This window comes from Candidatus Accumulibacter sp. ACC005, from assembly GCF_907163215.1.
GTDB classification, from domain to species: domain Bacteria; phylum Pseudomonadota; class Gammaproteobacteria; order Burkholderiales; family Rhodocyclaceae; genus Accumulibacter; species Accumulibacter regalis.
In genome coordinates this window covers 277,584-292,221 of sequence record NZ_CAJQUB010000001.1, presented here as the reverse complement: position 1 = coordinate 292,221, position 14,638 = coordinate 277,584, and the positions used below count along the sequence as shown (strand labels likewise).

The following is a 14,638-nucleotide window of genomic DNA, read 5'->3' as shown; positions in this document are numbered from 1 at the left end:
AAAAACAATTGGTGTGGGGTTTTGGCATGGTAATTGCAGGCTTGGCTTATCCTGGGATGTCCCCAGTACAACCACGGTGCTACTGGACTGAGAATATGAAAAAGCTGCTGACCCTGGCCTTGCTGGCGGGGCTTGGAATCTCCGGCGCGGCGCAGGCCACGCTGACCGACTGCGGCGGCGGCCTGATTTACGACGACGTGCTGAACATTACCTGGCTGCAGGATGCCAATTACGCCCAGACCAGCGGCTACGACGCCAACGGCCGGATGGAGTGGAGTGCGGCCAACGCCTGGGCAGCCGGCCTCAGTTACTTCGACAGCGTACGCAACGTCACCTGGAGCGACTGGCGCTTGCCGACGGTAGCCCCGGTGGGCGCCGCTTTCAATTACGCCTTCAGCAATAACGGGACAACGGATGTCGGCTATGGCAATACCAGCCCGAATTCCGAGATGGCGTACATGTACTACGTTAACCTCGGCAATCTGGGGTCCTGCACGCCGGATAGCGGCGACCCGACGTCCTGCCACAGGCCGCCTGGCTTTCGCGTCACTAACATCGGTCCCTTTGACAATTGGCAGTCCTACCCTTTCTGGTCCGGTACGGTGTACGCGCCTGATCCGGCCATCTACGCCTGGGTCTTCGACACCGGCATTGGCCTCCAGCGCAGCTTCAGCCGGGGCAATGAGTTCGTTGCCTGGGCGGTTCGCCCCGGCGATGTCGCCGCCGCTGGGGCGGTGCCAGAGCCGATGTCGCTTGCCCTCCTCGGGGCGGGATTGGCTGGCTCGGCGCTCGGACGGCGGCGTCGGCCCTTGGGCGCTTCGTAGGCTTTCCGGCAGGTTTCAGAGCCAAGCGGCCGTTCAGATGGCTGCTTTGGGGGATAGGCGACCGGCCGCAATTGGCCGACTCCCGCCTGATGACAAACGGCATCCGCCAAGCCGTTCATGTAAATGTTGTCGGATGCCAGGCGGCGGTCGACGTGGCAATTCGGAGATCTTGGTCCTGCGGTTGGCGACGCCGCGGCCAGGAACAAATCAGAGGGTGGCGCTGGATTGCCGCGTCGGCTTCGCCTCCTCGCAATGACCGACGGCGTGGGTGCATGACGCGGGCCAGCAGCGCGTCCCCCGCTACTCGCGCTCGCGGCTCTGCGGCGCGCGCTTGCCGATCTTGACCATGGTATCGAACAGCTTGTTCTGGCGACGCAACTGGAAGCGGACCGTTTCGCCAGGCTTCTGGCCGGCGATCAGGTCGAGCATCCCATGCGGGTCCTCGACCGCTCGACCGGCTACGGCGAGCAGGATATCTCCCGGCTTTATCCCCCCGGCATCGGCTGGCCCACCCCGCAGGACGCCGGCGATCAGTGCGCCGCGAGTATCGGGCAGGCCGAAGGACTCGGCGAGATCGACGGTGATTTCCTGCGCCTCGACGCCGATCCAGCCCCGCGTGACGGTACCCGTCTCGATGATCTGCTCCATGACGCTGCGCGCAATCGAGATCGGAATCGCAAAGCCGATCCCGAGCGAGCCACCGGAGCGCGAGTAGATGGCCGTGTTGATTCCGATCAGGTTGCCCCGACTGTCCACCAGCGCGCCACCCGAATTGCCGGGATTGATTGCGGCATCGGTCTGAATGAAATTCTCGAAGGTATTGATCCCCAGGTGCGAGCGTCCGAGGGCCGAGATGATGCCCATGGTCACGGTCTGGCCGACGCCGAAGGGGTTGCCGATGGCCAGGGTCACGTCGCCGACCACGACATCGTCCATCTGCCCGAAGGTGATCGCCGGCAAGACCAGCGCCTGTCCGTTCGCCGGCGTGATCTGCAACACCGCAAGGTCGGACTCGGGATCGCTGCCGACGATGCGCGCGCTAAGGTTGCGGCCGTCGCTGAGCGCGATCTCGATCTGGTCGGCCGCTTCGACGACGTGGTAGTTGGTGAGAACATAGCCGTTGGCGCTGACAATCACTCCCGAGCCCAGGCCCGAACTGCTCGGTCCATCCCCTTCCGGGGCTTCACCAAAGAAGTGCCGGAACGCCGGGTCGTCGAACAGCGGATGACGGCGTGCCGTGATCTTCTGCGAGGTAAAGATATGCACCACCGACGGCAGTGCCTTCTTCGCCGCCTGACGATACGAAGGCGCCACCAGCGGCGGCGCATCCCCCGCCGTGGCCGACTCCCGCAGGGCAACGATACTGGTACCGAAAACCGGCGCCTTGCCCAGCCATTCCGGCTTCAAGGTACTGACCACGAAGAGAACGGCGACACCAAAGGTCACCGTTTGTGCAAAAATCAGCCAGAGCCTGCGCATGGGCGAAACCGGAGCCAGTGAATGAAACGCGAGGAATTGACACGCTACCTGGACGAGATCCTGGACGCAGGGCGCTTCAGGGATTATTGCCCAAACGGACTGCAAGTGGAAGGACGGCCTGAGATCCGGACCCTGGTCGCCGGCGTCACCGCCAGCCAGGCGCTGCTCGACGTCGCCGTCGCGCGTGCCGCCGACGCCATCCTGGTCCATCACGGCTGGTTCTGGCGCGGCGAAGACGGTCGCGTCACCGGCCTGCGCAGAACCCGCCTGCGCACCCTGCTTCACAATGACATCAACCTGATCGCCTATCACCTGCCGCTCGACAGCCATCCGCAGTTCGGCAACAACGCGCAGCTTGGCCGGCGCTTCGGTTGGTTGCCCGAAGGCCGCTTCGGCGAGCAGGACATCGGCTGGCACGGACGCCTCGAAAAGCCGGACAGCGTTGCCGCGATCGCCCAGCGAATCGGCAACGAGCTGCAGCGCACGCCCTTGCTCATCGGCGACGGCGAGCGCCTGGTCAGACGCGTCGCCTGGTGTTCCGGCGGCGCGCAGGGGCTCTTCGAAGAAGCCATCGCGCTCGGCGTCGACCTCTACCTGAGCGGCGAAATCTCCGAGCAGACGGTGCATCTGGCGCGCGAGTCCGGCGTTGCCTACCTGGCTGCCGGTCACCATGCCAGCGAACGCTACGGCGTACAGGCGCTGGCCGCACACCTGGCCGAACGTTTCGGCCTCGACTGCCATTTCGTCGACCTCGACAACCCGGTCTGAAACCCTCAACCACAAGGAGCAAACATGGCTTACGTTTTTCCGCCCGCCGCACAGGTGAGCGTCCCCGTCACGGGGAGTGACGCCCTCTTCCCGGTTCGCCGCATCTACTGCGTCGGGCAGAATTACGCCGCTCACGCCGCCGAAATGGGCGCCGACGGTCGCCAGCCGCCTTTCTTCTTCAGCAAGCCCGCCGACGCGCTGGTGTCCGGCGGCAGCGAGGTCCGCGAGGTCCACTATCCACCGGCAACCAGCGATCTCCAGCACGAGGTCGAACTGGTGGTCGCGCTGTCCGGTGGCGGTGCAGCGATCTCGCCGGCAAAGGCCCTCGAGTGGGTCTTCGGCTACGCTGTCGGTCTCGATCTGACCCGCCGCGACCTGCAGCGCGCAGCCAAGGAGAAAGGGCATCCGTGGGATATGGCCAAGGGTTTCGATCAAAGCGCACCGATTGGGGCGATCCAGCCACTGGCCAGCATTGGCCATCCGGAACGCGGCGCGATCTGGCTCACGGTCAATGGACAGTTGCGGCAAAGCGGCGACCTCGAACAGATGTCGTGGAAGGTCGCCGAAGTGATCGCCAATCTGTCGACCTATGTCGCGCTGGCGCCAGGCGACCTGATCTTCACCGGCACACCGGCCGGCGTATCGAAGGTGCAACGCGGCGATTTTCTCGAGGCGGGAATAGCCGGTGTCGGCGAGCTCTCGGTGAAGCTCGTCTGAAAGCCACAGTGAGCTTGCCGGGCGCGCCGGCATGGCCGCCGCTTTGCCGCCGCAGCGGTGCGAGGAGCGGCAGCTGATACGCCTGATCGCCACGCCGGAGGATCACCGCATCGCACAACTGGCGGCGGCGGCGATCGGGCTGTCGCTAATCGACGCGGCGATCCCGCTGCCCCTGCCGGGGGTCAAGCCCGGGCTGGCGAACATCGTCACGCTGATTGTCCTGGCACGTTACGGCTGGACGGCTGCCGCCTGGGTCACCGGCCTGCGCGTCTTTGCCGGCGGCCTGCTGCTCGGCTACTTTCTTTCTCCCGGCTTCTTCATGAGCCTCACCGGCGCGCTCTTCAGCCTGCTCACGCTGGCCGCGGCCCATCGCCTGCCGAGCCGCTGGTTCGGCCCGGTCAGCTGGAGCATCCTGGCGGCATTCGCGCACATCGGCGGCCAGCTCGTGCTCGCTCGACTGTGGCTGATTCCGCACAATGGCCTGTTTCTGATGGTCCCGTTTTTCGCCGTCGCCGCGCTCGTCTTCGGTATCATCAACGGCCTGCTTGCGACGCGCCTGCTCGCCGAACTGTCGGCGAATGAAACCGAGGTCGAAAATGCCTGAAACCATCTGCCTGGCCTTTACCGGCGCCTCCGGAATGCCCTACGGCGTGCGTTTGCTCGAATGCCTGCTGGCCGCCGATTGCCGCGTCCAGCTGCTCTACTCGCAGGTCGCGCAGATCGTCGCCAGGCAGGAAATGGCGCTGGACCTGCCAGCCCGTGCCAGCGATGCCCAGGCCGCATTGCGCGAACGCTATCGGGCCCTCCCCGGCAGGCTCGAAGTGTATGGGCGCGAAGAATGGTTTGCGCCGGTCGCCAGCGGTTCCAACCCGCCCGACGCGATGGTCGTCTGCCCGTGCTCGATGGGCACCCTGGCGGCGATTGCCCAGGGACTGGCCAGCAAGCTGATCGAGCGGGCGGCCGACGTGGTCCTCAAGGAAAACCGCAAGCTGATTCTGGTCCCGCGTGAAACGCCGCTCTCCGCCATCCATCTCGAGAACATGCTGCGCCTGGTGCGGGCGGGAGCGGTCGTCCTGCCGCCCAACCCCGGCTTCTATCACCACCCGCAGCGGGTCGAGGACATGGTGGACTTCGTCGTTGCCCGCATCCTCGATCAACTGCGCGTCCCGCATGCGCTGCTCGAGCGCTGGGGAAACGTCGCCGGCGGGTGATCGCTGACGATTCTCGCAAGCCAGGGCGACGGCCGTCTGCGGCTTTGCCTGCTCGCGCCGGTAATGGTTGTGGCGGAAATCTGCACTCCTGCTGGCTCGCCGCCAGCGGCGTGAAGCGCGCCCGCTCGGCCACCCGGCCGGCCCCGGGTGAGTTTGCCTGCAAGAGGTTCAGAAACTTTCGCTTTCAGCGGCGGCCAGCAGGCGCTCCAGCGCCGGTTTTCCCCACCGCCAGAACATCAGCGGCGTCAGCAGCGTATCGAGCAGTGTCGAACTGATCAGCCCGCCGAAGATCACCACCGCCACCGGGTGCAGCACTTCCTTGCCCGGTGCATCGGCCGAGAGCAACAGCGGCAGCAGCGCGAACGCCGCCACCAGCGCGGTCATCAGCACCGGCGTCAGACGCTCCAGAGAACCGCGGACGATCATGTGCTGGCCGAAGGTCTCGCCTTCGAAGACGCACAGGTTGATGTAGTGGCTGATCTTCAGAATGCCGTTGCGGGTGGCGATTCCGGTCAGCGTGATGAAGCCCACCAGTGCGGCGACCGACAGCGGCTGCCCGGAAATCCACAGCGCGACGACACTGCCGATCAGCGCCAGGGGGATGTTGCCCATGATGATCAGGGTCAGCGCGGCTGAGCGATAGCGGCTGTAGAGAACCATGAAAATCATCGTCAGCGAGATCGTGGCCAGCAGAGCGATCAGTCGTGCGGCCTGCTCCTGCGCCTGGAATTGCCCTTCGAGCGCGGTGAAATAGCCCTCCGGCAGGGGTCTGGCGGCAAGCTCGCTGCGGATGTCGGCGATGACCTGCGACATGTCGCGGCCGTCGGTGTTGGCCGAAAGCACGATGCGGCGCCGCGAATTCTCGCGGCTGACCTGATTCGGGCCATCGCTTTCCTCGACGCTGGCGACTTTCGACAACGGCACGTGGCCAGTCGGCGTTTCGATCAACAGATTGGCCAGCGCCTGCGGCCCGCGCGCGCTTTCCGGCAGGCGAACCAGCAGGTCGAAGCGACGGTTGCCCTCGATTATCTCGGTGATCCGCTCGCCTTCGATCATCTGTTGGAGACTGCGCAGGAGATTGCCGGGCGCGACGCCGTAGCGCGCCGCCTGCTCGTAGTCGAGGTGGATTTTCACTTGCGGGATGAGCACCTGTTTCTCGATCTGCAGGTCGGTCACTCCGGCAATCTGCGCCAGCCGCCCGCGCAAGTCGGCGGCCAGGGCGCGCAAGGTGTCGAGGTCGTCGCCGTAGATCTTCAGCGCGATCTGGGCACGCACACCCGAGAGCAGGTGATCGAGCCGGTGCGAGATCGGCTGCCCGACGTTGGAGACCGCGGGCAGCGCGGCGAGACGTTGGCGAATGTCGGCAATGATCTCTGCCCGGCCACGATCGGACGCCTTGAGGTCGACGTCCATCTCGGTGTAGTGCACGCCCTCGGCGTGTTCGTCGAGTTCGGCCCGCCCGGTCCGTCGGCCGACCTTGGTCACCTCGGGAACCTCGGCGACCACCTGCTCGGCGAGAGTGCCGATGCGGTTCGATTCGCTGAGCGCGGTACCCGGGTTGAGCAGCACATTGACGGTCAGCGTACCTTCGTTGAAAGGCGGCAGAAAGGAGCGCGGGAAAAACGGTACGCTGGCAGCGACGACCAGCACCAGCAGCAGCGTGCCGATCAACAGGCCGCGCACACGCGGGAAGGACCAGTGCAGCAGGCGCGCGTCGACACGCTTGAGCCAGATCACCAGTGGACTGTCACCGGCGTGCAGCTGCTTCATGCGCGGCAGCAGGTAGTAGGCCATCACCGGCGTCAGCGTCACCGAGACGATCATGCTGGCCAGAATGGAAACGATGTAGGCGACGCCGAGCGGCGTGAACAGGCGCCCCTCGATACCGGGCAGGACGAACAGGGGCACGAAGACCAGGACGATGATCACGGTTGCGTAGACGATTGCCGAGCGCACTTCCAGGGTGGCCGCGGCGATCACCTCGATCACCGGGCGCGGCGTGCCGGCCACGCGGTTGAGCCTCAGGCGACGCAGGACGTTCTCGACGCCGACCACGGCGTCGTCGACCAGTTCGCCGATGGCAATCGCCAGGCCACCAAGGGTCATGGTGTTGATCGACAGGCCGAAGTAGCGAAAGACCAGCGCCGTGGCGAGCAGCGACACCGGGATGGCCATCAGCGAAATGATCGTCGTGCGCACGTTGAGCAGGAACAGGAAGAGGATGACGGCGACGAGGATCGCGCCATCGCGCAGCGCCTCCTCGACGTTATTCACCGAGTGCTCGATGAAATCGGCCTGCTTGAACAGGAACGACGGCGCTTCGAACCCTTCGGGCAGGCTCCTGGCGAGTTCGGCGACGGCGCTCTCGACCTCGCGAGTGAGCAGCACGCTGTCCGCGGCCGGCTGCTTCTGCACCGACAGAATCACCGCCGGCTTGCCCTGGAAGCTGCCGTCACCGCGTTTGATCGCCGGCGCCACCTTGACGTCGGCCAACTGTTTGAGGACGATCGGCTGGCCGTTCCTGACGGTGACCACCAGGTTCTGCAGATCCTCGATGCGCGAGCTGCGACCGATCTGGCGGATCAGGTATTCGCGGCCGTGCACGTCCAGGAAGCCGCCGCTGGTGTTGGCCCCGAAATCACGCAGCGCGGCTTCCAGTTTCTCGCGCTCGACGCCCAGCGCCTGCAGCTGTGCGGGGCGCAGCTCGACTCGGTACTGACGCACTTCGCCGCCGATCGGAATCACCTGCGCGACGCCCGGGATGGTCAGCAGGCGTGGCCGCATCACCCAGTCGGCGTATTCGCGAACGAGCATCGGACTGATCCTGGCGGGGTCGGCGGGGATGGCGATCAGCAGGATCTCGCCCATGATCGACGAGATCGGTCCGAGCTGCGGGACGATCCCCGGCGGCAACTGATCGCGCACCAGATTGAGGCGTTCGGCGATCTGCTGCCGGTTGCGGTAGATGTCGGAACCCCACTCGAACTCGACGTAGATGATCGACAGGCCGATTCCCGAGACCGAGCGCACGCGCGTCACGCCCGGCATGCCGTTCATCCCGGATTCGATCGGAAAGGTCACCAGCTGCTCGACTTCTTCCGGCGCCATACCGCCGGCTTCGGTCATCAGCGTCACCGTTGGCTTGTTGAGGTCGGGAAAGACATCGACCGGCATCTGGCGCAGCGTGATCGCGCCATAGATGACCAGCAGCAGCGAGACGCCGACGACGATCAGCCGCTGCCTGAGGCTGGCGCGGATAATCAGTTCGAACATCTCAGCGTACCTGCGACAGCAGGCCGGCGCCCTCGATGACCACGCGATCACCGTGGTGCAGGCCGTCGCTGATCGCGACGTGGTTCGCGTCGAGCGCTTGCGGGTGCACCCGGCGGGCTACAAAGCGTTCGGCGTCGGTGCGCACCCAGACCGCCGTCTCGCCGGCACCGACGCGGGTCAGCGCCGAACGCGGCACGGCCGCGCCCTCGATCTCGTGCGCCGTGCGAACGATCACCTTGACGGGTTGCCCGACGGCGACCATGGCATTCGGCGTGACGATGCGGAACAGAAGCGGCAGCGCCTGTTCGCGCATCTGCCGTCCGCCGCCGACGAAGAGAAGCTCCAGCGCGCCTTGCTCGGAGACGGCACTGGCAGAAATCAGCGTTGCGCCGATGCCCGCCCGATAGGCCAGCGCCTCCACCGCCAGGCGCGCCGGGTCGATGATCTCGAAGAGGACTTCCTTGCCATCGACGACCTGGCCGGCGACCAGGCGGCTGGCGCTGATCACGCCCGCTACCGGCGCGCGCAGCGGCTCGGCGCTGTCGATGCTGGCGCTGGTGGCGGCCAGACGCTTGCGCAGCGCGCCGCGTTCAATGCGCGCCGCTTCGATTTCCTTGTGTGCCACCGCCCCTTCAAGCGCTTCCAGCCGCCGCACGCGGGCGTCGGCAATGGCCAACTGGCCCGCCAATTCGGCCTGCTGCGCTTTCTGGTTGGCGCGCTCGATGGCACTACCGACCGGGCGCAGGTAGGCCAGGACCTCGCCCCTGGCGACCACCCGCCCAGGTACCGGCATGCCCTTGGGCCCCGGTTCGACGCTCCCGGCGAACGTCGCCTGCACGCGGCCGCCGGTCTCCGGGTCGGCGATCACCTGACCATTGAGTTCGATCGTCGCGGAGAGCGGTCCGATCTCGACTCGTTGGCTGCGCAGGCCGATCTGCCGCTGCAACGGCTTGGGCACGAACAGGCTGCCATCGGGCAGGCGCTGTGGCGACGCGGCAGGGCGCATGCTCGTCGTGGCGCCGTCGCGTGGCGCGCTGACCGGCACCGGTGTGACCGCTTTGCTGTCCTGGCCATGATCCTCGTCGCCATGCGCCAGCACCGCACTGGCAGAACAAGCCAGCGCGGCGGCAGCGAGAATTCTGTGCAAGGGCATCGTTTTCCTCTTCGCAATCATCTGCGTTGCCGGCGGCGGCGCAGGAGCAAGGCGGCGCCGGCAAGCAGCAGCACGGCGGCCAGGACCCACACCGCCCACTCGCTCCACTCATGGCTGTGTGCCGCAACGGTGCTCGCCGGCCGTGACGTGTCGAGCAGCAACGACAACAGATCCGCACTGTCGCCGGTCTCGATGCTGATGGTCAGCGGATGCCTGGCCGCGGGAAGGCCAGCGGCGAGCTCGATGACGTAGGTGCCGGGCGAAGTCTCGCTGGCCAGACCCTGCACGCTGCTCGCCTCGACCTCGACCCTGGCGTCCGCCACCGGCTCGTTGCTGGCGAAGCGATCGACATAGATCACCAGTTTCCGGTCTTCGAGAGCGGCAACGACTTCGAACTCCTCGCTGGCGGCACTCGCCCGTGGCGCGACGCTCTGGCTGAGCGCTGGCGGCGGCGCGCCATGATCTTCGCCGCCGTGGCCGAAGGCCGAAAAGGCGACCGCCAGCAGGGCGGTGGCCAGAAGCTGTTTCATGACAGCACTCTCACGGCAACACTCCCAGGGTCTGGTTCAGGCGTGAAATGGCCGCCGCACGGGCAATCCGCTGGCGGGCAAGAAACGTGTCGGCGTCGTAAGCGGCAGCACGGATGCGCAGCAGCGTCGCCAGGTCGGATTCGCCCAGGGCAAAGCTCTTTTCAGCCAGGCGCAGACTGTCTGTGCTCAGCGCCCGCCGTTGCTCGGCGAGCACGTACTGGCGCTCGGCGGCCTGCAGGGCTTGGCGGGCGCGGGCGACATCAAGCTCGACGCGGTTTTCGACACGCTGCATTTCAGCGTCGCTCTGGTCGGCCTCCGCCTGCGCCGCGGAGCTTTCGCGGCGTACCAGCGCACTCGAAGAAAAGGGAATCTTCAGGCGGATGCCGACGCTGTCGGTATAGGCTTCGCTGAAGTCGGCGCGCTCGCGAAGCGCGAGCAGGCTCAGTTCGGGCGCCGTGCGGCGCGACTCCTCGGCGACCTTCACCTTGGCGCGGGCACTTCGCGAGGCGGCGGCAGCAGCGCCCAGCTGCGGGTGCGTCTGCGGCGCCGACGGATTCGCGTTGCCACGCTCCGCGGTGGCCACTTGTTCGGCAGCAACCGAGGATGGAGCAGGTGCGCCGGTAAGGGCGCGAAAGGCGTGTTCGGCCTGCAGCAGCGCTCCGTCGGCGTCGATCCACTCGGCTTCCGCGGCCTGTGTTTCCATTTCTGCCAGATTGGCGTCGATGCGCGACAGATCGCCGGCCCGGTGGCGGCGCTGGACTTCGCCTGCCAGGGTGCGCGCGGTCTCCAGGCGACGCGCCGCCAGGCTGGCCGTATTGCGCGCCGCGGCCAGCGTCCACCACGCTTCGCGCAGTTCGCCGGCAAGCGCCAGGCGCAGGGCAGCGCGCCTGGCGCCCACTTCAGCGAAGCGGCTCTCGGCCTCGGCCTCGCGCGCGGCTTTCTGTCCCGGCAGCCACAGGTAGGCGTTCAGCTCGACGGCGATCTCGCGTTTGCCGCGGTTGCTGTTCAGCTGGTCGTTGAGCGTGCCGACGCTGACCGACCCCGGCTCCGGCGTCAGTCCGGACGCCAGTTCCTGCGCCGCACGCGCTTCGCCCTCGCGGGCGTCCAGCGCTTTGGCTTGGGGATTCCGCAGCCATGCCTGTTCCAGCCAGAAGCCAAGCCCCCCTTCCCGCGTCGGCGGGGGAGAAGGCGGCAGAGCGGCCAGTCCGGGCAAGCCCAGCATCACGCCGGCGAGGAACGTGACCAGGCGCAGCGACCAGCGCGCAGCGCTCATCGGAGGGCACCGCGAGAGCGGCGGCTCAGCGACGGCCATGACTCAGAGGCTGGGACCCTTGCCGGGGACGACCAGCGCCAGCGCTCGCAGCGACGACGGACGCTGCCCCTCCCCGGCGAGTCTCGGGGCCCGCGGTGCTTGCTTGAGCAAGCGCAAGGAAGGGTCGAAATGGCTTCATGAGCGGTTTCAGTTCCGGGAAATGGATCGAGCTGGCAAGTAGCGTCTGGTGGCGCATTCTGCAGCGATCCGCCGCACAGCAGGCTGACGCCCGCATTACATTCCTGTCATTGTTGGCGAGCGGCAGTTCCTGTCGGGAAAGCGGGCGCTCCTGGCGCCAATGGCCCTGCCTGTTACAATGCCCGATCTCAGCAGGACCGGCCGCCCCAGGACCTTGGCCGCGCGCCTGCGCTCCTGACCAGCGTGCTCCGCTTTCGTCGCGCATCCAGGGAACAGACCCAGCGCGCAGCCGGCGGGACGCGGCACGACAGCCTCCCTGTCCATCAGCCCCCCCTTTTTCTCGGAGAAACCCTTTTGAACAACTTTGCAGTCGCCGGTATTCAGATGAACGTGTCGGCAGTCGACTCGAACGTCGAAGAAATGAAGCTCAAGCTCGACATCACCATGAACCTCTATCCGTGGGTGCAGATGGTGGTCTTCAGCGAGCTGTGCGCCTACGGCCCCCTGACGTACTCAGCACAGGAGTTCCCCTGCGATTTCGAAGTGCAAATGCAGGAGATGGCGCACAAGTACGGGATCTGGCTGCTGCCGGGATCGATCTTTGAAAAAGCAGACGACAAGATCTACAACACCGCCTCGGTGATCAACCCGCAGGGCGAGGTGGTGACCCGCTATCGCAAGATGTTCCCTTTTTATCCCTACGAAGAAGGCGTCACACCGGGCCTGGAATACTGCGTCTTCGACGTCCCGGACGTCGGCCGCTTTGGCGTCTCGATCTGCTACGACATGTGGTTTCCGGAAACCATTCGCACGCTGGCGTGCATGGGCGCCGAGGTGATTCTCCACCCGACGCTCACCGGCACCATCGACCGCGACAACGAATTGGCCATCGCCCGCGCCATGGCGACGATCAACCAATGCTTCCTGTTTGACGTCAATGGACTGGATACCGGCGGCAGCGGTCGCTCGATCATCTGCGGACCGGACGGTCGTGTGCTCTACCAGGCGCAGAACAACGAGGAGATCATCCCCATCGAACTCGACATACATCGCGTTCGTCGCAGCCGCGAACTCGGTGTCCTGCGCCTCGGCCAGCCGCTGAAGAGCTTTCGCGACCACCTCGGTGATTTCAGCATCTACTGGCGCGACACTGAGCATCCCTATCTCGATTCGCTCGGCCCCCTGATCAAGCCGGGACGCATGGAACGCATCGCCGAGCTCAAGAAGATCGAGAGCGCCTTGCACCAGCGGCACGATAGCGGTCACTCCTGAGAGGGTAGCCGCTGGCAAACGGCGGCGATCCAGCCCTGGACTGCCGACGGCGGCCTACGCTTGTCTCACGTAGCTGAACCGTGCTCTGTCCCCGGTCACCCCCACGCGACTGGCGCGAAGCGCGGCAGGTATCACGCCGACGACCAGATCCCCCATCCCTGCGCTGGCAACTCGGTCGCCTTAAGCTTGGCCACTGCGTGCCCGGCGACCAGAACAAGACCGGGTGGAAGGGAACACGAAACAGAGCGGTCATCGGTGTTCAACACCGTGACCAGCAGATTTGTCTGTGAGCGCACCTCGAAGGCCATCGAGCGGTTACTCAGCTGCGTAACTTTTAACGCGCCATCGGCAAGCCAAGGCCGAGCGCGACGGACGGCGATCAATTCACGGTGGAGTTGCCAGATGAGCAGACTGTCGCCGGCCAACTCGCCGGGCCGATACGGTAACGGCTTGCGAATCTCCGCGTCGCCTCCCTCTCGATCGTACTTGCGACCTTCTGCTCCCTGCTCGTCTCCAGCGTAGACGGCAGGGAGGCCAGGTAGCGTAAACAGAATCGCCAGCGCATGTGGCAGATGGCGCCGGTCGCTGAGCGTGCTGGCAATACGCGTCGTGTCGTGGTTGCCGACGAAATTCCACGGCACAAAATGACGGCAGAAATCGATGTGGCGCTCCAGCGCATGGGCCAACTCGTAGAAGTTGCGTTCGTTGAGCGAACTCCAGATGGCTTTCCATAGTTCGTATTGTGTTACCGAGGTCAGCCGTGACGCCTTGGCGATGGCCACGTAGTCGCCATGGATCACTTCGCCGATGCGCAGGAGATCGGGCCGCAGGGCACGCACGCGACTCTCGAAAGTCGCCAGAAAACCTGCCGGGATCGCGTAGGCCGCGTCCAGTCGCAGGGCATCGACACCACGATCCAGCCAGTAACGAGCGACCTCCACGGCCCAGTCGAGAACCTGGTCATTGCCATGATTGAGTTTCACCAGTTGGCCGTGTCCCTCGAATTTGGCGTAACGGAATCCGTCGTCTCCCGGTCGATCGAAATCTATGTGGAACCAGTCCGCGCGGGAAGACCCACGACCATGCGCCAGGACGTCGACAAAGAAAGGATGGTCGCGTCCGACGTGGTGAAAGACGACATCGAGCCCCACGCGAAGGGAACGTTGACGGCACTCGTCGATGAGACCCACGAGATCCGCTTCGTTGCCCAGTCGGCGGTCGATGCGAAAAGGATCAACGACATCGTAGCCGTGCGATCCCGATTCGAAGACCGGACCCAACAGCAATCCTGTCACCCCGAGTTCCACGAGATGGTCCAGCCAGCCCACCAGGTCCGCCAGGCGATGGGAAATGGGGCCATCCACCGCACCCGGGGCCGGATTCCGCTCCTCCGCGCCGAGAAAGCCGAGTGGATAAAGGTGATACCAGATTTCACTGCGTTTCATGAGCTGCCGTTCCATGGTTGATCCTGCATTTCGCAAACTTGCTCATCCGTCTCGTCCTCGCCCAGCCCCCGCTTGCGGCTGCCAGATGGGCAAGTGCTACCGCCACAGTCGCGTCCGCGACTCACGAACCTCCCCTCTCCCCTGGCGCGAGAAGGGCCGAGGCCGAGACCGGGAATTCAGGGAGCATGCTCGCTGCCCGTCGAACGATTCCGGCGTGCAACCCGGAATGCGCACTGCCAGTAGAGGGGAACGATCATGACATTCATCGTCAGGTGTGTCATCGACACGTGACGACCATTAGCGCCCGCGTTTGCACAGTGGCCGCGGCCTGCCGAGCGCCTAAGGTCGCACTGATCGGCTTTCGCTCAATGGCAGTGCCGGTGCCTTGGCCAGGTCGCGGCGCAACTGCCACTGTTTGACCGGCGCATCCCGCGCCGCGATGACGCACAGCGTCGACACCGTCGGCTTGTACGTATGGGGTGCCACCTCTGCACCTCACCATCGCCCCGGGTTTCA

At 65.5% G+C, this 14,638-nt stretch carries 12 protein-coding genes; 6 read left to right on the top strand and 6 right to left on the bottom strand.

Features of this window, described 5'->3' with window-relative positions; genetic code table 11:
• Positions 1 to 95: 95 nt before the first annotated feature.
• A complete protein-coding gene (locus QZ613_RS01335; RefSeq protein ID WP_291981293.1) occupies positions 96 to 824 on the top strand; it encodes a PEP-CTERM sorting domain-containing protein in 729 nt (242 codons plus the stop codon).
• Positions 825 to 1,124: 300 nt separating this feature from the next.
• On the opposite strand, the gene QZ613_RS01330 is transcribed toward QZ613_RS01335, so the two are convergent.
• Positions 1,125 to 2,303, bottom strand: a complete 1,179-nt coding sequence (locus QZ613_RS01330; protein WP_291981291.1) for a trypsin-like peptidase domain-containing protein — start codon at positions 2,301 to 2,303, stop codon at positions 1,125 to 1,127.
• Between the two features lie 21 nt (positions 2,304 to 2,324).
• Between QZ613_RS01330 and QZ613_RS01325 the strand changes: the two genes are divergently transcribed.
• From QZ613_RS01325 to QZ613_RS01310, 4 genes are read left to right on the top strand one after another with little or no spacing between them, the layout of a single operon-like run.
• The gene (locus QZ613_RS01325; RefSeq protein ID WP_291867465.1) at positions 2,325 to 3,071 is read left to right on the top strand and encodes a Nif3-like dinuclear metal center hexameric protein; all 747 of its coding nucleotides are present in this window, start codon (positions 2,325 to 2,327) and stop codon (positions 3,069 to 3,071) included.
• Positions 3,072 to 3,095: 24 nt separating this feature from the next.
• Positions 3,096 to 3,788 carry a fumarylacetoacetate hydrolase family protein gene (locus QZ613_RS01320; RefSeq protein WP_291867468.1) on the top strand — a complete coding sequence of 231 codons (693 nt, stop codon included), beginning with the start codon at positions 3,096 to 3,098 and terminating at the stop codon, positions 3,786 to 3,788.
• Between the two features lie 31 nt (positions 3,789 to 3,819).
• The gene (locus tag QZ613_RS01315; RefSeq protein ID WP_043565256.1) at positions 3,820 to 4,392 is read left to right on the top strand and encodes a Gx transporter family protein; all 573 of its coding nucleotides are present in this window, start codon (positions 3,820 to 3,822) and stop codon (positions 4,390 to 4,392) included.
• Positions 4,385 to 4,999: a flavin prenyltransferase UbiX gene (locus QZ613_RS01310; protein WP_291867471.1), complete on the top strand. Its 615-nt coding sequence runs from the start codon at positions 4,385 to 4,387 to the stop codon at positions 4,997 to 4,999. Before QZ613_RS01315 ends, QZ613_RS01310 begins: the two co-directional genes overlap by 8 nt.
• Positions 5,000 to 5,167: 168 nt before the next feature.
• Here QZ613_RS01310 and QZ613_RS01305 read toward each other — a convergent pair whose 3' ends face one another.
• The 4 genes from QZ613_RS01305 to QZ613_RS01290 are packed head-to-tail and all read right to left on the bottom strand — an operon-like array spanning position 5,168 to position 11,228.
• A complete protein-coding gene (locus tag QZ613_RS01305) occupies positions 5,168 to 8,272 on the bottom strand; it encodes an efflux RND transporter permease subunit (RefSeq protein ID WP_043565258.1) in 3,105 nt (1,034 codons plus the stop codon).
• Between the two features lies 1 nt (position 8,273).
• Positions 8,274 to 9,425 carry an HlyD family efflux transporter periplasmic adaptor subunit gene (locus QZ613_RS01300; RefSeq protein ID WP_291867474.1) on the bottom strand — a complete coding sequence of 384 codons (1,152 nt, stop codon included), beginning with the start codon at positions 9,423 to 9,425 and terminating at the stop codon, positions 8,274 to 8,276.
• A 17-nt stretch (positions 9,426 to 9,442) separates the two neighbouring features.
• A complete protein-coding gene (locus tag QZ613_RS01295; protein ID WP_291867477.1) occupies positions 9,443 to 9,955 on the bottom strand; it encodes an LPXTG cell wall anchor domain-containing protein in 513 nt (170 codons plus the stop codon).
• Between the two features lie 10 nt (positions 9,956 to 9,965).
• Positions 9,966 to 11,228 (bottom strand): TolC family protein, encoded by a 1,263-nt coding sequence (locus tag QZ613_RS01290; RefSeq protein WP_291867480.1) that lies wholly within the window; start codon positions 11,226 to 11,228, stop codon positions 9,966 to 9,968.
• A gap of 531 nt (positions 11,229 to 11,759) precedes the next feature.
• Between QZ613_RS01290 and QZ613_RS01285 the strand changes: the two genes are divergently transcribed.
• On the top strand, positions 11,760 to 12,677 hold the full coding sequence (locus QZ613_RS01285; protein ID WP_291867483.1) for a carbon-nitrogen hydrolase family protein: 918 nt from the start codon (positions 11,760 to 11,762) through the stop codon (positions 12,675 to 12,677).
• A gap of 131 nt (positions 12,678 to 12,808) precedes the next feature.
• Here the strand turns inward: QZ613_RS01285 and QZ613_RS01280 are convergent, their stop codons facing one another.
• Complete coding sequence (locus QZ613_RS01280; protein ID WP_043565261.1) at positions 12,809 to 14,137, bottom strand: alpha-amylase family glycosyl hydrolase; 1,329 nt, start codon at positions 14,135 to 14,137, stop codon at positions 12,809 to 12,811.
• Between the last annotated feature and the right edge of the window lie 501 nt (positions 14,138 to 14,638).